General features: G+C 44.7%; 21 protein-coding genes. 19 read left to right on the forward strand and 2 right to left on the reverse strand.

What is annotated here, in order from left to right:
- Nucleotides 1-10: 10 nt before the first annotated feature.
- From RBI_RS00235 to RBI_RS00245, 3 genes are all read left to right on the forward strand, one after another.
- Nucleotides 11-772, forward strand: a complete 762-nt coding sequence (locus RBI_RS00235; RefSeq protein WP_038670192.1) for a zinc ribbon domain-containing protein — start codon at nucleotides 11-13, stop codon at nucleotides 770-772.
- 67 nt (nucleotides 773-839) lie between these two features.
- On the forward strand, nucleotides 840-1,343 hold the full coding sequence (locus RBI_RS00240; protein ID WP_038670195.1) for a hypothetical protein: 504 nt from the start codon (nucleotides 840-842) through the stop codon (nucleotides 1,341-1,343).
- Nucleotides 1,344-1,378: 35 nt separating this feature from the next.
- Nucleotides 1,379-2,173, forward strand: coding sequence for a zinc ribbon domain-containing protein (locus tag RBI_RS00245; protein ID WP_051706210.1), 795 nt, complete (start codon nucleotides 1,379-1,381; stop codon nucleotides 2,171-2,173).
- Nucleotides 2,174-2,271: 98 nt separating this feature from the next.
- Here the strand turns inward: RBI_RS00245 and RBI_RS00250 are convergent, their stop codons facing one another.
- Both RBI_RS00250 and alr read right to left on the reverse strand, forming a co-directional pair.
- Nucleotides 2,272-3,549 carry an amidohydrolase gene (locus RBI_RS00250; RefSeq protein ID WP_038670198.1) on the reverse strand — a complete coding sequence of 426 codons (1,278 nt, stop codon included), beginning with the start codon at nucleotides 3,547-3,549 and terminating at the stop codon, nucleotides 2,272-2,274.
- A gap of 16 nt (nucleotides 3,550-3,565) precedes the next feature.
- Complete coding sequence (gene alr, locus RBI_RS00255) at nucleotides 3,566-4,729, reverse strand: alanine racemase (RefSeq protein WP_038670200.1); 1,164 nt, start codon at nucleotides 4,727-4,729, stop codon at nucleotides 3,566-3,568.
- Between the two features lie 80 nt (nucleotides 4,730-4,809).
- Here alr and RBI_RS00260 point away from each other — a divergent pair, with 80 nt between their 5' ends.
- The 16 genes from RBI_RS00260 (at nucleotide 4,810) to RBI_RS00335 (ending at nucleotide 19,203) form a co-directional block, all read left to right on the forward strand.
- Nucleotides 4,810-5,466 (forward strand): SLOG family protein, encoded by a 657-nt coding sequence (locus tag RBI_RS00260; RefSeq protein ID WP_242843646.1) that lies wholly within the window; start codon nucleotides 4,810-4,812, stop codon nucleotides 5,464-5,466.
- A gap of 122 nt (nucleotides 5,467-5,588) precedes the next feature.
- Complete coding sequence (locus RBI_RS00265) at nucleotides 5,589-6,506, forward strand: LCP family glycopolymer transferase (RefSeq protein ID WP_022287251.1); 918 nt, start codon at nucleotides 5,589-5,591, stop codon at nucleotides 6,504-6,506.
- Between the two features lie 39 nt (nucleotides 6,507-6,545).
- A complete protein-coding gene (locus RBI_RS00270; protein WP_022287252.1) occupies nucleotides 6,546-6,944 on the forward strand; it encodes a hypothetical protein in 399 nt (132 codons plus the stop codon).
- Between the two features lie 215 nt (nucleotides 6,945-7,159).
- Entirely contained in the window at nucleotides 7,160-7,654 is a 495-nt protein-coding gene (gene rimP, locus RBI_RS00275; RefSeq protein WP_038670204.1) for a ribosome maturation factor RimP, read from the forward strand.
- A gap of 61 nt (nucleotides 7,655-7,715) precedes the next feature.
- On the forward strand, nucleotides 7,716-8,804 hold the full coding sequence (gene nusA / locus RBI_RS00280; protein ID WP_022287254.1) for a transcription termination factor NusA: 1,089 nt from the start codon (nucleotides 7,716-7,718) through the stop codon (nucleotides 8,802-8,804).
- Nucleotides 8,794-9,063: an RNase P modulator RnpM gene (gene rnpM / locus RBI_RS00285; RefSeq protein WP_038672821.1), complete on the forward strand. Its 270-nt coding sequence runs from the start codon at nucleotides 8,794-8,796 to the stop codon at nucleotides 9,061-9,063. The genes nusA and rnpM overlap by 11 nt, the downstream gene beginning before the upstream one ends.
- The gene (locus RBI_RS00290; RefSeq protein ID WP_038670206.1) at nucleotides 9,056-9,388 is read left to right on the forward strand and encodes a L7Ae/L30e/S12e/Gadd45 family ribosomal protein; all 333 of its coding nucleotides are present in this window, start codon (nucleotides 9,056-9,058) and stop codon (nucleotides 9,386-9,388) included. Before rnpM ends, RBI_RS00290 begins: the two co-directional genes overlap by 8 nt.
- A gap of 34 nt (nucleotides 9,389-9,422) precedes the next feature.
- Nucleotides 9,423-11,945, forward strand: a complete 2,523-nt coding sequence (gene infB / locus RBI_RS00295) for a translation initiation factor IF-2 (RefSeq protein WP_038670208.1) — start codon at nucleotides 9,423-9,425, stop codon at nucleotides 11,943-11,945.
- Nucleotides 11,946-12,010: 65 nt separating this feature from the next.
- Entirely contained in the window at nucleotides 12,011-12,391 is a 381-nt protein-coding gene (gene rbfA / locus RBI_RS00300; protein ID WP_038670210.1) for a 30S ribosome-binding factor RbfA, read from the forward strand.
- 18 nt (nucleotides 12,392-12,409) lie between these two features.
- Nucleotides 12,410-13,357: a DHH family phosphoesterase gene (locus RBI_RS00305; protein ID WP_038670212.1), complete on the forward strand. Its 948-nt coding sequence runs from the start codon at nucleotides 12,410-12,412 to the stop codon at nucleotides 13,355-13,357.
- Complete coding sequence (gene truB / locus RBI_RS00310; protein WP_081855882.1) at nucleotides 13,357-14,271, forward strand: tRNA pseudouridine(55) synthase TruB; 915 nt, start codon at nucleotides 13,357-13,359, stop codon at nucleotides 14,269-14,271. Before RBI_RS00305 ends, truB begins: the two co-directional genes overlap by 1 nt.
- A gap of 26 nt (nucleotides 14,272-14,297) precedes the next feature.
- On the forward strand, nucleotides 14,298-15,227 hold the full coding sequence (gene ribF / locus RBI_RS00315) for a riboflavin biosynthesis protein RibF (RefSeq protein WP_038670214.1): 930 nt from the start codon (nucleotides 14,298-14,300) through the stop codon (nucleotides 15,225-15,227).
- A complete protein-coding gene (locus tag RBI_RS00320; protein ID WP_038670216.1) occupies nucleotides 15,224-15,763 on the forward strand; it encodes a transposase in 540 nt (179 codons plus the stop codon). Before ribF ends, RBI_RS00320 begins: the two co-directional genes overlap by 4 nt.
- A gap of 27 nt (nucleotides 15,764-15,790) precedes the next feature.
- Nucleotides 15,791-17,239: a glutamate--tRNA ligase gene (gene gltX, locus RBI_RS00325; RefSeq protein ID WP_022287263.1), complete on the forward strand. Its 1,449-nt coding sequence runs from the start codon at nucleotides 15,791-15,793 to the stop codon at nucleotides 17,237-17,239.
- Nucleotides 17,240-17,521: 282 nt separating this feature from the next.
- Nucleotides 17,522-18,499: an ATP-binding cassette domain-containing protein gene (locus tag RBI_RS00330; protein ID WP_038670218.1), complete on the forward strand. Its 978-nt coding sequence runs from the start codon at nucleotides 17,522-17,524 to the stop codon at nucleotides 18,497-18,499.
- Nucleotides 18,499-19,203 (forward strand): ABC transporter permease subunit, encoded by a 705-nt coding sequence (locus tag RBI_RS00335; RefSeq protein ID WP_038670220.1) that lies wholly within the window; start codon nucleotides 18,499-18,501, stop codon nucleotides 19,201-19,203. Before RBI_RS00330 ends, RBI_RS00335 begins: the two co-directional genes overlap by 1 nt.
- Nucleotides 19,204-19,209 lie beyond the last annotated feature (6 nt).

Below are 19,209 nucleotides of genomic sequence, written 5' to 3' on the forward strand. Positions count from 1 at the left end.
AGATAATCATATGGCAAAATTTTGTGGACAGTGCGGAGCTCAGCTTAATGACAATGCGACTTTCTGCACTCAGTGCGGTGCAACAATAGCACCTCAGCAGCCTGCACAGCAGACCGCTTCACCAATGGCAAATCTTCAGCAGGCAGCCAAGAATATCGACATGAATGCTATAAAGGACGCTGTTTCTGTTGAAAACATCAAAAATCTGAAAAACAAGCCTAATAAGCTCACTATCGCAGTTCTGGCAGTTCTGCTCGTGCTTGTTATTCTGGTAGTTGTTATCCTTTGCATGATATTCGGCGGCGGAAGCTGGAAAACTCCTATCAATAACGTTATGGACGTTCTCAATGACGGTGACGGTAAGGCTTATGAAGAGCTTATGCCTCCTTATTATAAGGATATGGCAGACGCACTGGACGGTATCATTGATATAAGCGACGAGGATTTTGATGAAGAGGCTGAAAAGCAGAGAGATAGACTTACAAAGAAATACGGCGATGACGCTGAGATAAGCTATGAGGTAGTTAAAAAGACTGAGGTAGACTCAGACGATATCGACAGCTATAACGAAGTTTCAGACGTTGCGTCAATACTCAGCAGCAAAAAGGCTAAGAAGTATAAGCTTACAAAGGCTTATAAGGTAAAGATCAAGTATACTATCGAAGGCGAAGACGCTGACAAGACCGACAAGACAACTGTTATTGTTGGCAAGATGGACGGCACATGGGTACTTCTCGACGAGGGCGACCTTCCAATAAGCACAGGTTTCTAAGATATATAAACGATCAGTAACGGGCGGAGAATTTTCCGCCCGTTTTTGAAAATGCGGTGTTTGCACAATGAAAAAATTATCAGTGCTGTGTATGCTTTTGTGTGTGGCAATGCTCTTTTGCTCCTGCGGAGAGGAAGAAAGAGCTGTCCTGGGATATGAACAGCCCGTGGCGACACTTATCACAGCGGCGCAGTATAGCGATACGCAGTCATATCTTTCCTGCTTTACCCCAGAAGCGGAGGCGGAGTATAAAAACAGCGACAGCTATAACGAAGCCCTTGCGGAAACGCTTCTCACAAGGGGCGAGGAAAAAACGGAGCTTTCTTATAAGCTCAGCGATAAAAAAGAGCTTGACAGCGACGGCTTGAAAGACCTTGAAAAAAGCTATAAGGAAAGCTATCACAAAAATGTGACTATCAAAAAAGCTGTTACAATGACAGCAAAGCTCACAGAGACTACTGACAGCGGCGAGCTGTCTGCCAGCCGTGAGATAACAGTGGTCAAAATAGAAAACAACTGGTATATTTTCGGAAAAGTTATCGAAAAATTTGATCTCAGCCAAAAGGGCTGAGGGGATCAATAATAATATGAAAAGAGGGTATTAATATGGAAAATTGTCCAAAATGCGGTCTGCCTGTTGCCGACGGTGCCAAGTTCTGCGCTGCCTGCGGAACAAGAATGCCGCAGAAGCTTATAAAGAGCAAGGTCTGCTCAGTGTGTGGAAATACACTTAATGCGGGGGCTAAGTTCTGCAACGTCTGCGGAACAGCTGTGCCGCAGGACGAAACGCCTGCCGACGAGCCTGTAGTGGACGAGAGAAATCCTGAAATGGAGTCTATCGAAGTGCCTGAGCTGCATTTTGACGATACTCCCGTGCAAAATCAAACTATTCCGCCAACGACTCCTGATATGCCGACTATGGACAGCGTTTATCTGCCAGGACAAGAGCCTGCAAAGCCTGTTCAGCCTGCACAGCCGACAGCCGAGGAAGTTGCAATGGCTTCAAGAACTGTGGAAATACCTCAGACGCCTACAGTTGCGGAAACACCGAACGTTGCCCCACAGCCTCAGCAGCCTGAAAGAGTTCTTACACCAGAGGGCTATCAGCAGCCTGCTCAGCCTGTGAACAATGCAATGCCGCAGATGAATCAGGGTGGACAGCCTATCCAGCCAAATCAGATGAATCAAATGAACGGTGTTACACCTGGAAAGGGTGCAGGCGCACTTGTGCCGATAATACTTATCATTCTTATACTTGCTGTTATCTGCGTTGACGTTTTCTGGCTTTTCAGAGATCAGATATTCGGCAAAAAGGACGAAAGCTCAAATGGCTGTGCAGTGATAACTCTCACGGACGAAACTGACTATCCTGCAAACGAAGCATTTTTCTTTGAAGAATAGAATATAATGTAAAAAGGGACGTTTCAAAGCGTCCCTTTTTTGTGTATCAATACTGTACTGCGTAAAAGATAAAGGCGACCCAAGGCCGCCCATATACTTTAGTATTTCATGCTCTCGATTATCTCGTTAGCTTTCTTGTAAATGACCGCAGGTTCTTCGCCTATCCTGAACTCGCCGTCCTCATAAAGCACCTTTCCTGCACACATCGTGAGCTTTACGTTCTGCTTTGAGCCGCTGTAAACAAGGTTTTTGCCTATGTTGTTAAGAGGCTGCATATTAGGCTGAAAAAGGTCGATAACGATAAGGTCAGCCTGCTTGCCCTCTGCGATAATGTCGCAGTCAGAAAGCCCCATTGCCCTTGCAGAGCCTACAGTTGCCGCTTTCAGCACCGAGTCAGCAGGGCAGGCAGAAGCATCATCGCAAGCTATCTTCTGCAAGCCTGTCATAAGGAACATTTCTCTGAACATATCAAGACAGTTGTTGCTTGCAGGACCGTCAGTACCTATAGCAATGTTTATGCCCATATCCTGCATTTTTACGATAGGCGCAATGCCGCTTGCAAGCTTTACGTTAGAGCCTGCACAGTGAACAGCCCATACGCCCTTGTTTTTGAATATCTCAAGATCCTTGTCGCTCATGTGAACGCAGTGGAAGCCTGCACCGCCAAAGTCGAAAATTCCGAAGCTGTCAAAAAGCTCAGTTGGCGTCATGCCGTATTTCTCTATGCACTCTCTGACTTCTTTTGCAGTTTCCGAGTTGTGCATTGCAACAGGCGCTTTGTATTTTGCCGCAAGCTTGCCAACGCCCTCCATAAGCTCCTTTTCGCAGGTGTATTCTGCATGGAAGCCAAGCATAAAGCTTATAAGAGGGTCTTTGCCGTTGTATTTCAGATAGTTGTTTTCAAGCCTTTCAAGATTAGACTTGTCACCGCTCACCGCACCGCAAAGCACAGAGCGGAAGCCGCTTTCTATGCAGGCTTTTACATAATCGTCAAGCTCAAAGTACATATCAAATGCCGCCGTACAGCCTGTTGTGAGATATTCAAGTATAGCAAGCTTCGTGAGCCAGTAAACTTTCTCTCCGTCAAGCTTTGCTTCCATTGGAAAGATCTGCTTGAAAAGCCAGTCCTGCAAAGGCATATCGTCAGCATATGATCGCAGAAAAGTCATTGCCGAGTGAGTGTGCGCATTTTTGAATGACGGCATAAGGAGATTTCCCTTGAGGTCATATTCACGTTCAAAAACCTTTCCGTCAAGCTCCTCAGCCTTAGGCTTGCCAACGAAAACTATCTTTGAGCCTTCCGTCCAGACCTCTATATCCTGCGTTTCTATGCCGTTGGCAAGGGTCATTACCCTGCCGCCGAAAAATCTTATCATGGCTCTTTATCCTCCCTTACTCTATTTCAAGAACAGCCGTCTGCTCTCCATGGCGTGAGATAATTCTCGGCACTCTTGCAGATATTCCGCAAACTATCTCGTAGCCTATAGTTCCTGTCATTTTGCCGATATCGTCGGCGGTTATCCTCTCATCACCCTGTGAGCCTATGAGGACAGCCTCGTCCCCTGCCTTTACGTCCTCTACCTCAGTTACATCACACATGAACTGATCCATACATATCCTGCCTGTGATAGGGCATTTCTTTCCGTTGATAAGCACATATCCCTTGTTTGAAAGCGCCCTTGGATATCCGTCTGCATAGCCTGCCGTAACAGTTGCGAGCTTTACTTTGCCATTTGCAGTGTAAGTCCTGCCGTAGCTTACGTCAGTGCCATTGTCTATGTATTTTACCTGCGCAACAGCCGCCTTAAATTCCATAGCAGGCTTTGGCTCAAAAGGCAGAGCCTTTGCAGGGTCAGGATAAAGTCCGTAAAGTATTATTCCAAGCCTTGCAAGAGAGCTTCTCTCATTATAATAGTATACTCCGCCGGCTGAGTTGAGAAAATGCACTTTTTCAAGGTGAAGCCCCTCTGCTTCGCACTTGTCAGCAACGGCAAGTATCTTCTCCGTCTGCGCCTTTGTGTATTCCTCGTCCTGATCTCTCAGGCTGTCAGCCACCGCATAGTGGGTGAAAATGCCCTCCAGCGCAATGTTTTCAAGTTTTGATATCTCTTTAAGCTCACCGTATATCTTGTCGGTTTCCCCGTGAAGACCTATCCTCGTCATGCCCGTGTCGATAGCGGCATGTATGCGTACCTTGCCGTCAGCATTTTCTGAAAGTGCTTTAGCATATGAAAGCTCTGTGCAAGCCTGAATGATGTCAAGCTTTGTGAGCCACTTCGCATTCTCAGGAGGTGTGTAGCCCAAAATGAGTATCTCGCCCTTTATGCCCATATCCCTGAGCCTGTGGGCTTCGTGTATGTTCGATACCGCAAACCAGCGAATGTCCATTTCGTTTTCAAGAAACGGAACTACCCCGTTGTCAAAATGTCCGTAGCAGCTCGCCTTTACAACGCACATTATCTCTGTTTTTTCCCCTATGAGCCTGCGGTATTCTTTCAGATTGTATTCAATGCTGTCAAGATCTACCTCAGCCCATGCTCTCTTCAAAAAATCCATTTTATTTTTCTTCCCTTTCGGTTTTATAATTGTGCCTTTGCGCAAAATATTTGTCATTTTCTATTGAAAAAGATAAATCAATGTGTTATAATGTTCTTATCATGGGCATTGTGTCGCCAAATCTTTCAGGAGGCTTTGATGTGAGTAATATCGTCCCCGCAGAAGAATTTTTCTGCAACCGAGATACCTCTTGCTGCTTTACAGGTCATAGGGACAGGGATCTGCCTTTCGGCGGCGATGTCCATAAGCAGGGTATGAAAAATCTCCTGAGTATGCTCGTCCTTATGATAAGGGAAGCATATAGCGAAGGCTGCCGTACTTTTATATCAGGTATGTCAAAAGGTATCGACCTGCGCTGTGCTGAGATAGTCCACAGCCTTTCGGCTCAGCCCGAATATAAGGATATGAAGCTCGTGTGCGTTCTGCCCTATGCAGGCCAGCGTACAGAGATGAAAACACCCTTGGACAGCTATACATATTCGCTTATTCTGAACTCTTGCAGTGCGGTCGTGATAACAAGCCCCAAGTATGAAAACGGCTGTTATAAAAAGCGAAACAGCTTTATGGTGGAACATTCCTCTCGTCTGATCGGGGTCATAAAAGAGAAAGCCAAAGGCTCAGGCACTTTGCAGACCATAAACATGGCAAAGCGTGCAGGCCTTACGATGAACATCATATGCCTTGACGATAATCCTGTTTTTTATATCGACTCAGACTCAGACAGCCGTCCTATTTAGTTTACACCTAAATTGCAAATTGTTCAATAGTTTTCGAGAATTTTTCCGAAAAAGTTTATATATGAAAATATGGCGGACAGTATGCCTGCCTGTATATATTTGAAAGTAAGGAGATCAATAACATGGCTCAGACGAAAGCTCACAAGAAAAAAAGAAGATCTCAGGCTCCTATCGCTCTGGTCTACTTCATAACGATGATAATATTCCTCTTTGTTATCGGCATGCTTGCACTGTATGCCCTCAGAGAGTTTGGTGTTATCGGCAATGATGACAGCGACAGCGACGCAGGCATAAAAAGCCCGGTTTATAATACCCTTTTTGCAAGAGTGAACAGCAAGGGCGTTCTTGCAGACGCAACAGTCATAAGAGTTGCACCGGACGCAAAGAAGATAATCATAATGCCTGTTTCAGCGTTCACAGTGAGCGGAAGCCAGACAATGCGTGAGATACACGAAGAGGGCGGCATGGTGAAGCTTGAAGCAGCCGTTGCGGACACTTTCGGTATCACTATAGACAATTACGTTTCTCTCACAAATGACGCATTCGAGAATGCGGCGGATATTGTGGGCGGAATTACATATACTCCTGATGAGGAGCTTTACTATCTCTCTCAGGATAATGACGAGAACGATATCGCTATCCCAAGCGGCGATCTGACTAACCTCAGCGGTCATCAGATAAGACTTATCTGTCAGTATCCTGTTTTCAAAGAGGGCAGGAACGGTAATATGAAGTTTCTTGGAACTGCGGTGACAATGCTTATAAACAACGCTTTCCAGCAGACGAATATCACTAAGGATAATCTTGATAACTTCTATAATATATTCACCGCAAACAGCGATACCGATTGGACAAGTGCACAGTATAAGGAAGAAAAGTCATATCTCAAGGATATGCTGGATCAGAACCTTACTCCTGCAGAAGCTCTTGTGCCAGAGGGCGAGTGGACGGACGATTCTCACTTTAAGGTGTCTGATAAGTTCAAGGAGAGCGTTCAGACAATGCTCAAAGATACTGCACCGTCAGCAGCGGAGAAGTAAAAACGTAAAGGCTGAAATTTTAACAGGGGGCGATATAACGTGAAACTTCTGGTCATAATCCTTAATAAAACAGACGTGCTTGACTATTTGCTGGAGGGACTTTCAGCAGCAGGCATAAAGGGTGCGACTATAATCGAGTCGTCAGGTATGGCAATGACCCTTTCAAGACTTGACAGCAGCTTTCTCAGCGCCTCTATCCGAGGACTTTTCAGCGGTGAAGAGGATAACAGAACTATCCTGTCGGTAATAAAAAATAATCAGCTCGATACCGCACGAAAGATAGTTTATAATACTGTGGGCGATCTATCTCAGCCCAATACGGGAATAATGTTCACCGTTCCGCTGGATTTCGTCGAGGGAACAGTGAAGAAACCCGTGGATAAAGAAAAAGCAAAACCTAAGGATATCCCTGAGGAGAATGAAAAGAACGTCAGTTGACGAAATGTTTACAGACTATTAACATAATATTTAATTCTTTTCATTAAAAACTTTTGAATGTCCTTGCAAAAAACTGTTTTGTGTGGTATAATAATCACAATAGGCTTTTAATGAAAGACTGGAACTTGACTTCCGGTCTTTTGGTTTTGTATGGGGCTTTTTTTCATGGCAAAGCCTGATGGCTTTGCTTTGGGAAGCATTAACGGAGGTGCTGTATGGAAGTAAAGAAAACTACGGTAGAAAAAGTAAGAGAGCTTGCACAGCCTATCGCAGACGAGCTTGGCTTTTTCCTTTGGGACGTAAGGTTTGAAAAGGAGGGAGCAACGTGGTACCTCAGGGTGCTTATCGACAAGGACGGCGGCATAGATATGGACGATTGCGAGGCTTTCACAAGACCGATGAACAAGGTTCTTGACGAGGCAGACCCTATATCTCAGAGCTATGTGCTGGAGTGCGGAAGTCCCGGACTTGGCAGAGAGCTTAGAAGACCCGAGCATTTTGAGGTCTGCATAGGCGACGTTATAAGAGTAAGGCTCATAAGACCTGACGAAAACGGCGAAAAAGAGTTCGTTGTGGGTCTTGTGGGATATGACAAGGATAAGATACTTTGTCAGAAGCTGGACGAGGATATGAACGGCGTGGAGAATGTAGAGTTCAAGCTTGCAGATTGTGCTTATGTAAAGCTCAATGACGACGCAGACCTGTTCTGAATGAAGAAATTTAATAAATATGGGCAAAGCCCGAATCAAGTGTGAAAGGATTGATCAGAAAATGAATAAGGAAATGACCAGCAAATTTTTTGAAGCTCTGACAGATTTGGAAAAGGAAAATAATATTGGCAGCGATATACTTATTGAGAAAATAAAATCAGGTATTGAAAAGGCTATCAAGAAGGATTATCCTTACTGCGAGAATATCAGAGTGGATATCGACCCTGTTACAGGAAAGCTCGATATAAGGATACTCAAGGAAGTTATGGACGTTATGTATGTTGACGACCCTGACAACGAGATCTTCCTTGACGAAGCAAAGGTCTATGACCCTAACATCAAGGTGGGCGATATGGTGGAGATACCTCTCGACCCTGCAAAGTTCGGCAGAGTTGCCGCTCAGAATGCAAAGCAGTCTATCAAGCACGATATCAAGGATTTTGAAAGAGCAAGACTTATCGAGCAGTATCACGATAAGGAGCATGAGTGCGTTTCTGCCACAGTCCAGAAGGTCGAGCCTGCTACTCAGAACGCTATACTTACTATCGACAAGAACGAAGTTTATCTTGTAAGAAACGAGCAGATACCAGGCGAAACACTCAAGGCAGGAGATATCATCAAGGTATATGTTGTGGGTATCGCAAATCCTGACAGAAAGCCTTCTATCAAGATATCAAGAACTCACAGAGAGCTTGTTAAAAGACTTTTTGAGCTTGAAGTTCCTGAGATAGCAGACGGCACTGTTGAAGTAAAGGCTATTTCAAGAGTTGCAGGCGCAAGAAGCAAGATAGCGGTTTATTCAAAGGACCCTAATGTTGACGCCGTAGGCGCTTGTATCGGTCCTAGAAAGTCAAGAATAACTTCTGTTGTGAACGAGCTTAAGGGCGAGAAGATAGACGTTATCAATTGGTGCGAAGACCCTGCACAGTTTATCGCAAAGGCTCTTGCTCCGGCTGAGGTAATAAACGTTGTTCTCAGCGAAGAGGAGGGCGTAAGAGAGTGCCGTGTTACTGTTCCAGATAACCAGCTCTCACTTGCTATCGGTAATAAGGGTCAGAACGCAAAGCTTGCCGCAGGTCTGACAGGCTATAAAATAGATATCGTATCCGAAAGCTCTGCAAAGGCTGAGGCTGCTGATGATGAAAACTAAGAAGATACCAATGAGAATGTGTCTTGGGTGCGGTGAAATGAAACCCAAGAGAGAGCTTATCAGAGTGGTGAAGTCAAAAGAGGGGGATATCTCCCTTGACCTCACAGGCAAAAAATCAGGCAGAGGCGCTTATATATGCAAAAGCGTCGAATGCTTTGAGAAAGCAAGAAAAGCAAGAAAGTTTGAAAGAAGCTTTTCCTGCATGATAAGCGAGGATATATATAACAGCATGGAGGGCGAGCTTAGGGAAAATGAATAATAAAATAGGGCTTGTTACAATGTGCAGAAAAGCAGGAAAGCTTGTAATGGGTATGGATATGGTGAAGGACGCCTGCAATACAGGCAAAGCCTGCGCAGTGTTTGCGGCAACGGATTTTTCACCTAAATCTCTTAAAGAGATAAAGTTCAACTGCTACAAAAACGGGATAAAGCTTTACAGCCTTGGCATGACAATGGACGATATCCATTTTGGCCTTGGCAAAAGAACAGGCGTTATCGCTATTTGCGAGGGAGGCTTCGCAAAGGCTTGCGCCAAAGGGCTTGAGGAGATCCCTATAGACGAAAATGAGTTTTATAGCATTTAGCATTTATTGAGGAGGTATTTTACAGCCTATGAGTATGAAAACAACTAAATATAAGCTTAGCGATATGGCTAAGGATCTGAAAGTTACAAATAACGACCTTATCGAGTGTCTTGGCAAGCTCGGCGGAGAGCCAAAGAAAACACAGTCAGTGCTTACCCCTGATGAGATCTCTTATGTTCTGGAGTATTATACACAGAACAATCAGGTGGACAGCTTTGATGCTTTCTATGCAAATAACGTAAAGCCTGTCAAGGAAGAAAAGAAGGCAGATAAGAAGCCTGTAAAGGCTGAGAAAAAGGAGAAAAAGGCTGAAAAGAAGCCTGAGCCTAAGCCAGCCCCAAAGGCGGAAGCAAAGCCTGAGCCTAAGCCTGAGCCTAAGGCAGAGCCAAAGGTGGAAAAGAAGCCGGAGGTCAAGGCCGAAACAAAACAGCCTGCACCTGAACAGAAGAAAAAGCAGCCAGCTCCACAGAAGCCAGCAAAGAAGAAAGAGCATGGCGTTCGTCAGCAGCTTGGCGGTTTTTCTGATAAGAAAGAAGCTTCAGGCGGATATACTATCTCTGAGGATAACGATTCGTTCGGCACACAGAGAACTATCGACACAAGAGGAAGCTATATAGAGCTTGATAAGTATAACGAGAAGTATGATAACCTTGCAAACTCAAAGCAGAACAAGAGCAAGGATAACTTCACAAAGAAGCAGAAGCTCACCCAGAAATCTCAGCAGAGAAAGAAACAGCAGTTCTCACATAAGAAGGAAACTGAGAGCGAAAAGCTCCGCAGACTGGAGCTTGAAAGAGCAAGAAAGCAGCAGCTCAAGGTCATGATACCTGACGAGATCGTTGTTTCAGAGCTTGCAAGCAGACTTAAAGTAACAGCTACCGAGGTCATCAAAAAGCTTATGGGTCTTGGCGTAATGGCTTCTATCAATGAGGTGGTCGACTTTGATACCGCCGCACTTGTTGCAGAAGAGCTTGGCGCAAAGGTTGAAAAGGAAGTACACGTTACAATAGAAGAAAGACTTATCGAAACTGACGAAGATCCAGAGGAGAGCCTGCAGGAAAGATGCCCTGTCGTTGTCGTTATGGGTCACGTTGACCATGGTAAGACATCTATCCTCGACAGAATAAGAAACGCTCACGTTACTGACACTGAGGCAGGCGGTATCACACAGCATATCGGTGCTTATCAGGTAGAGTATCAGGGCAAGAAGATAACATTCCTTGATACTCCGGGCCATGAAGCTTTCACAGCCATGAGAGCAAGAGGTGCGAACGTTACAGATATCGCTATCCTCGTTGTTGCCGCTGATGACGGTATCATGCCGCAGACTATCGAGTCTATCAACCACGCAAAGGCAGCAGGCGTTTCAATAATCGTTGCTATCAATAAAATGGATAAAGAGGGCGCAGACCCTGACAGAGTTAAGCAGCAGCTCACAGAGCAGTCCCTCGTTGTCGAGGAATGGGGCGGCGATGTTATCGCAGTTCCTGTTTCTGCTAAGACAGGTATGGGTATCGACGAGCTTCTTGAAAACATTCTCCTCGTTGCAGAGGTCAAGGAGCTTAAAGCTAACCCTGACAGACTTGCAAGAGGTACTGTTGTCGAGGCCAGACTTGATAAGGGTAAAGGCCCTGTTGCTACACTCCTCGTTCAGAATGGTACTTTGAAGTCAGGCGACGTTATAATCGCAGGCACTTCTGTCGGACGTATCAGAACGATGACAAACGATAAGGGCAGAAGCATTAAGGAAGCCGGCCCGTCAACACCTGTTGAGATAACAGGTCTGGGCGAAGTTCCAAGTGCAGGCGACGTTTTCAACGCAGTTGCAGACGAAAAGCTTGCAAGAGAGCTTGTTGAGCAGAGAAAGCATGAAGCTAAGGAAGAACAGTTCCAGCAGCATCAGAAGGTAACTCTCGACAACCTGTTCAGCCAGATAGCTGAGGGAGAAATGAAAGAGCTTCCTATCATCGTCAAGGCTGACGTTCAAGGCTCAGTTGAAGCCGTTAAGCAGTCACTTGAAAAGCTTTCAAATGACGAGGTCAGAGTTAAGGTCATCCACGGCGGCGTAGGCGCTGTATCTGAAAGCGACGTTATGCTCGCAAACGCTTCAAACGCTATCATCGTTGGATTTAACGTTCGTCCTGACCCTGTTGCAAAGCAGAATGCAGAGCAGAGCGGCGTTGATATCAGACTTTACAGAATAATCTATGATGCAATAGAAGAAATAACAGACGCTATGAAGGGTATGCTCGCTCCTAAGTACAGAGAGGTGGAAACAGCCCGTATCGAGGTAAGACAGGTCTACAAGATATCCAATGTTGGTACTGTAGCAGGTTCTTACGTTCTTGACGGTAAGGTGGGCAGAAATAACGAGATAAGAGTCGTAAGAGACGGTATCGTTATCGCCGAGGATAAGATGTCAAGCCTTAAGAGATTTAAGGACGACGCCAAGGAAGTTGCCGCAGGCTTTGAGTGCGGTATCACTCTTGAAAAGTTCACCGATATCAAGGAGGGCGACATTTTCGAGGCGTTCTATATGGAAGAATACAGAGATTGATAATGATGCTTACGGGACGGACAGCCGCCCCGTAAGAGCATATTTAAGCAGGAGATAAAGATATTATGGCAGGTTACAGAGCAGGACGTATGTCCGAAGATATAAGAAGAATAATATCGGGCAAAATGAGAGACCTTAAAGACCCAAGGATACACGGAGGAGATATGCTCACTATCGTCCGCTGCGACGTGGCAGGCGACGGCTCATTCTGTAAAGTGTATGTTTCAAGCTTTGAGGGCTATGAAAAGGCAAAGGAAGCCGTTAAGGGCTTTGAGTCGGCAACAGGATTTCTCAAAAGAGAGATATCAAACGTGCTGAAGCTGAAAAAATGCCCTGAGCTTAAATTTATCGCAGATAATTCTATCGAGCATTCAGCAAAGATAAACAAGCTTCTTAAAGAAGTTCTGCCCGAAGAAGAAAAAGAAGAGAAAGACGGCGAAGAGTAATAGAGGAGAAAGGATATTATGACATTTCAGGATATTCTTAAAATATTTGAAGAAAATGACAATTTTCTTATTTTAACTCATAAAAGCCCCGACGGCGATACGCTTGGTTCAGGCTTTGCCCTGTGCGCTTTTCTGAGAGATATGGGGAAAAAGGCTAACGTTGTAAATTCCGACAGCTTTCCCGAAAGATATGATCTTATCTATGAGAGCTATTACCCTCAGGAATTTGATGTGAAGTACGTTATCGCAGTGGATATCGCAGACACAAATCTTCTTGGCAGCAACCTTTCAAAGTATGCCGAGGAGGGTGCGATCGACCTTTGCATCGACCACCACATCTCAAACAAGTATTTTGCAAAGCAGTCATATGTAGAAGCAGACGCTTCTGCCGCAGCACTTATAATGTATAAGATATTCAAAGCTTCAGGCAGAAAGATATCACGTCAGATAGCGAGATGCCTTTATACAGGCATTGCAACGGATACAGGCTGCTTTAAGTATGAAAACACAACTCCGCAGGCTCACATCGCCTGTGCAGAGCTTATGTCATATGGCATAGATTTTGCTTATATCAACAGAAAAATGTTTGATGTAAAAAGCAAGGGCAGACTTATGGTGGAGCAGTCCGTTACAGCGAATATGGAGTATTACTGCGGTGGCAAATGCTCTATGATAGTGCTTACAAAAGAGCTTATGGAGAAAAGCGGCGTTGACGCTGCCGAGTTCGAGGGACTTGCTTCTATACCATTGTCCGTTGAGGGCGTGAAAATAGGCATAACAGTTAAGCAAAGACACGAGAACGTCTTTAAAATATCAGTAAGAAGCGACGATGAGATAGACGCTTCTGCATTCTGCCGTGAGTTTGGCGGCGGAGGACACATAAGAGCCGCAGGCTGTGAGATAACAGGAAGCCTTGAAGAAGTAAAGGCTAAGCTTCTCAAGCAAGCGGAAAAGGTCTTGGGCTGATGAGCTTGGATAACAGCAAGGATAATATCTGCGGCATTTTGCCTGTAAAAAAGCCCGAGGGCTGGACTTCTTTTGACGTTATCGCAAAGCTCAGAGGCGTTCTAAGGATAAAAAGATTGGGTCATTCAGGGACCCTTGACCCTATGGCAACAGGCGTTCTGCCTGTTTTCGTGGGCAGAGCCACAAAAGCCTGCGATATTATCCCCGACAGACGAAAGGTCTATACCGCAGGCTTTCAGCTTGGGGTAAGCACCGATACCTTAGACAGCACAGGAAAGACGTTAAAAACAAGCGACAAGGCAGTTACCAGAGCCGACCTTGAATGTGCAAAAAGCAGTTTTGTAGGCGATATCATGCAGGTGCCGCCTATGTATTCTGCAATAAAAGTGAACGGCAAAAAGCTCTATGAGCTTGCAAGAGCAGGCAAAGAAATAGAGCGTGAGCCGAGAGCTGTCCATATCGACAGCATTGATATAATAGAATATGACGAAGCTTCACGCAGGGGCGTAATGAAAGTTGATTGCGAAAAAGGTACTTATATACGCTCCGTTATCAGCGTTATAGGTGAAAAGCTTGGCTGCGGCGGAATGATGACTTCTCTTGAGCGTTCCTATTCAGGGGGCGTCGATATAAAGGATTGCTATACCATAGAGGAGATAGCCGAAATTTGTGAGCAGGACAAGCTGTCACAAATGCTTATCCCACTTGACAGAGCCTTTGTAAGCTACGAAAAAACTACCCTTGGACAGTGGGAAACAAAGCTTTATAGAAACGGAGTAAAGCTCAGACCTGAGCAGACAGGGATAAAAGATCTGTCAGAGGACAAGCTCTACCGTGTCTACGGCAGTGATAACAGCTTCCTCGGTATCGGCGCTTTTCATGAGGGCAGCTTCAGAAGCTTCAAAAATTTCTGATAATTTGTTTTATTCGGAGGGATATTTTGACGGATATAACAAACAGCGGGTTTATCCCCAAAAAAAGGACAGTTTGCGCTCTTGGACTTTTTGACGGAGTCCACAGAGGACATCAGCTCATAATAACAACGGCTGTGAAAAAGGCTCAGAGCCTTGACGGACATTCGGCAGTTTTCTGTTTCAAGACCGACACAGTGACCTCAAAAGGTCATGACGGCAGGATAGAAATGCTTATGAGCGACGAGGAAAAGCATAAAAAAATGGCAGAGCTTGGGGTCGAAGTGCTTTTCTCACCTGATTTTGCAGAGTTCAAAGGAATGTCACCGGAGGATTTTGTGAAAAAGGTGCTGAAAGAAAGGCTCAATTGCAGCGGTGCAGTGTGCGGAAACGATTTTACATTCGGCAAAGGCGCACAGGGCAAGGCTGTTGACCTTAAAAGGCTCGGTGAAAAATATGATATAGATGTGGAAATAGTAAGTCCACTGCTCATGGGCGGCGAGGTCATAAGTTCCACTGAGATAAGACGATGCGTCCGTGAGGGCGAGATAGCCAAAGCAAATGAAATGCTGGGTTATCATTTTGGATTCTGCCTTGAAGTGGAACACGGCTTTCAGCGTGGCAGAACGTGGGATTTCCCCACGATAAATCAGCAGATACCAAAGGGCAGGGTAATGCCGAAATTCGGCGTTTATTGCTCCGCTGTTGAAATAGACGAAAATAAGTATGCAGGCGTGACAAATATAGGCGTAAAGCCTACCGTCCATGTTGAAACAGCTCCCCTTGCAGAAACCTTCATCATGGATTATCATGGGGATCTTTACGGCAGAAAGCTAAAACTTGAACTGCATGAATTTCTCCGCTCCGAAAAAATGTTTGACAGCTTTGACAGCCTCCGTGAGGAGATAGCAAAAAACAAAGAGCAGGCGGTCAGATATTTTAAGGAAAATAAAATATGACAAGTGAAGATTTGCCAAGACGAAAGAAAATACGTCTTGAGGGTTATGATTATTCTGCAAACGGCTTGTATTTTGTGACGATATGTGTTACTGAAAAATACCAAGTCCTGTGGGAGAATGTAGGGGCGAACAGTGTTCGCCCGCTGACTGCAAATGAAATTCTGCACCCAAAACTTTCTGTTACAGGAAAACTTGTAAAGAGAAAACTCACAAAGATATCTGAGCACTATCCAGACGTTTTTGTAGAGATGTCTTGTATCATGCCTGACCATGTGCATATTATAATCAAAATTGAAAAACAGCCGAAAAACGGGCGAACACTGTTTGCCCCTACAAGTGAAACACCGACACTTTCAAGGGTCATAAAACATTTCAAAGAGGCTGTCACGAAAGAACTAGGTTATTCCATATGGCAAAAATCTTTTTATGATACGATAATCAAAAACAGAAAGCAACACGCAGAAATAAGGCAGTATATTGCAAATAATCCTGCGAAATATGTAAAAATTGCATTTGATGAGCAGGATATGAAATAAGACTCTAATTTTGAAAGGAAGATATAAATGAACAAGGTAAGAACAAGATTTGCACCTTCACCAACAGGTTATATGCACATAGGTAACCTGAGAACAGCACTCTTTACCTATCTTATTGCAAAGCAGAACGGAGGAGACTTTATTCTCCGTATCGAGGATACAGACCAGGAGCGTTATGTTGACGGTGCTGTTGAGGTCATCTATAAAACACTTAAAGACGTTGGTCTTAATTGGGACGAAGGCCCTGATATCGGCGGACCTGTAGGTCCGTATATCCAGTCACAGAGAATGGGTATGTTCAAGAAATATGCCGAGGAACTCGTTGAAAAGGGCGAGGCTTATTATTGCTTCTGCGACAAGGAAAGACTTGAGGAAGTAAGAGCCATTCAGGAAGCAAGCGGTATCGCTCCAATGTATGACAGACATTGCCGTAACCTCTCGCCTGAAGAGATAAAGGAAAAGCTTGACGCAGGTGTTCCTTATGTTATCAGACAGAAAATACCTACAGAGGGCGAAGTTACTTTCCATGACGAGCTTTACGGCGATATCACTGTTGACTGCTCTACCCTCGACGACCAGATACTTATAAAGACAGACGGTATGCCTACCTATAACTTTGCAAACGTCGTTGACGACCACCTTATGGGTATCACCCACGTTGTAAGAGGTAACGAGTACCTTGCTTCTGCACCTAAGTATAACCTGCTCTATAAGGCTTTCGGCTGGGAGATACCAACCTATATCCATGTTGAGCATATCATGAAAGATAAACAGCATAAGCTCTCAAAGAGAGACGGCGACGCTTCCTATGAGGATCTTATGAAGAAGGGCTATCTTAAAGAAGCCGTTATAAACTATATCGCTCTGCTTGGCTGGGCGCCAAAGGGCGAGAACGAGATATTCTCACTTGAAGAGCTTGTTAAGGAATTCGATATCCATGGACTTTCTAAGTCCCCTGCTATCTTTGACCCTGCTAAGCTTAAAGCTATCAACGGCAAGTATATAAAGGCTATGACCCCTGAGAAGTTTGCTGAGTATGCTATCCCTTATATCAAGCAGTCCGTTCATAGAGAGGACGTTGACCTTAACGAGATCGCAAAGCTCTTGCAGGCAAGAACAGAGCTTTTCACAGAGATACCTGAAATGGTAGACTTTATCGACGCTCTCCCTGAGTATGATATAGCTCTCTATACACATAAGAAGATGAAAACGAACCCTGAAAATTCTTTGGAATCTCTCAAAGAAGTTCTCCCTGTTCTCGAGGGCGTTGAGGATTGGACAGAGGAAAATATCCATGACGCACTCTTTGACCTTATCGGCAAGCTTGGCGTAAAGAACGGTATCGTTCTGTGGCCTCTTAGAGTTGCAGTTTCAGGTAAGGCGTTCACTCCGGGCGGCGGTGTTGAGATATCATATCTCATCGGCAAGGAGGATACTCTTGCAAGAATAAGAAAGGGCATTGAGAAGCTGTCATAATAAAAACTACGAAAATGTTGAACGTGTGTAGGGGCGAAATAATTTCCAAACAAGTGGGATGTCGGATCTCTGCAAAGCAGAAATTGCACCGCTCCCCTACAAATTACATAGATACATCGCTTTTAGACAGATAAATAATTCAACAGCGGAGCATTTTGAGTATTTGCTACTTTAAATTTACTTAAAATGCTCTGTATTTCGTACAGCTATCACTCCCCTGTCACATAAGTATTATAAAATTGTAAAGACTTATGAATGCTTTTCCTAAGAGGAGGAAATAAAATGATAGAGGTTATAAACCTTACCAAGAGATACGGCGACAAAAAAGCTGTCGATAATATCTCTTTTAAAGCGGAGGACGGCGAAGTTCTCGGCTTCCTCGGTCCTAACGGAGCGGGAAAATCCACCACCATGAATATCCTTACAGGCTACATATCCTGTACAGACGGCAAAGCCCTTATAGACGGCGTAGATATCCTTGAAGACCCTATCAAGGCTAAAAAGCAGATAGGCTATCTCCCTGAGCTTCCGCCTCTTTATATGGATATGATTGTAAAAGAATATCTCTATTTTGTCTATGACCTTAAAAAGTGTAAGCTTCCAAAGGTGTCACATCTTAAAGATATATGCGGACTTGTAAAGATAGACCATGTTTATAACAGAATAATCAAGAACCTGTCAAAAGGTTATAGACAGAGAGTAGGTCTTGCTCAGGCTCTTATCGGCAACCCAAAGGTTCTTATCTTGGACGAGCCTACAGTAGGTCTTGACCCTAAGCAGATAATCGAGATAAGAACTCTTATAAGAAAGCTCGGCAAAAATCATACCGTTATCCTTTCTTCCCATATTCTCTCTGAGGTGCAGGCTGTCTGCGATAAGATAATAGTTATCAACGAGGGCAAAGTCGTCGCAAACGATACAGAGGAACACCTCTCACAGAAGCTCTCAGGCGAGCATAAGCTCACTGCAAAGATACAGGGCGATAAGGATAAGATCGTCAGAGCAATGCAGGGCATAAAGGGCGTTGAGAAAGTTATCTGCGACGCAAGCCATAAAGACGGCGTGAACGATATAAGAATAGAGGCAAAAGAGGGCGTGGATATCAGACGTGACGTCTTTGAAACAGTTGTTAAAAACGGCTGGTATATGCTTGAACTTAAGACCTCCGAGCTTTCACTTGAAGATATATTCCTCAAGCTCACAATGGGCGAGGCTTTGCCTGCCCTTGAAAATACTTCCGATAAGGAGGGAAATGACTAATGGGCGCAATATTCAGACGAGAGGTAAGAAGCTATTTTACCTCACCTATCGGTTATATTTTCCTTGCAGCATTCTATGCCTATTCAGGCGTAATGTTTGCAAACTACAGCCTTGAAAGCGGCTATACAAGACTTGATTCCGTTTTCAGTGCGCTTCTTATAATCATAATAGTGCTTATACCTGTCCTCACCATGAGGACCATATCCGAGGAAAAGCGAACAAAAACAGACCAGTGTCTGCTCACCGCCCCTGTGGGCCTTGGCAGCATAGTTGTAGGTAAATTCCTTGCCGCTTTTCTTATCTATATCATAGCTATCGCTATCACAGGCGTTTTCGCAGTTATCGTATCCGCTTTCGGTACGCCTGACTGGAACGTCGTTGTGGGCAATATCGTCGCTCTGGCACTTGTTGGCGGCGCTTATATCGCTATCGGTATCTTCTGCTCATCTTTCACAGAAAACCAGATAGTTGCCGCAGTAATAAGCTTTATCGCACTTATCTTCGTGTCGTTCCTGTCAACTATAGGCAATCTTCTGCCTTTTGAATGGCTCACAACAGTGTGCGAAAAGGTGTCATTCGGCGAGAGATATTATTCATTCACCTATGGACTTTTTGATTTTTCTAACGTTGTGTTCTTTCTGAGTGCAATAGTGGCATTTCTTTTCCTCACGGTGAGAGTGCTTGAAAAACGCCGCTGGGGCTAAAGGAGG

The sequence above is a fragment of the Ruminococcus bicirculans (ex Wegman et al. 2014) genome (assembly GCF_000723465.1).
GTDB lineage: Bacteria > Bacillota > Clostridia > Oscillospirales > Ruminococcaceae > Hominimerdicola > Hominimerdicola aceti.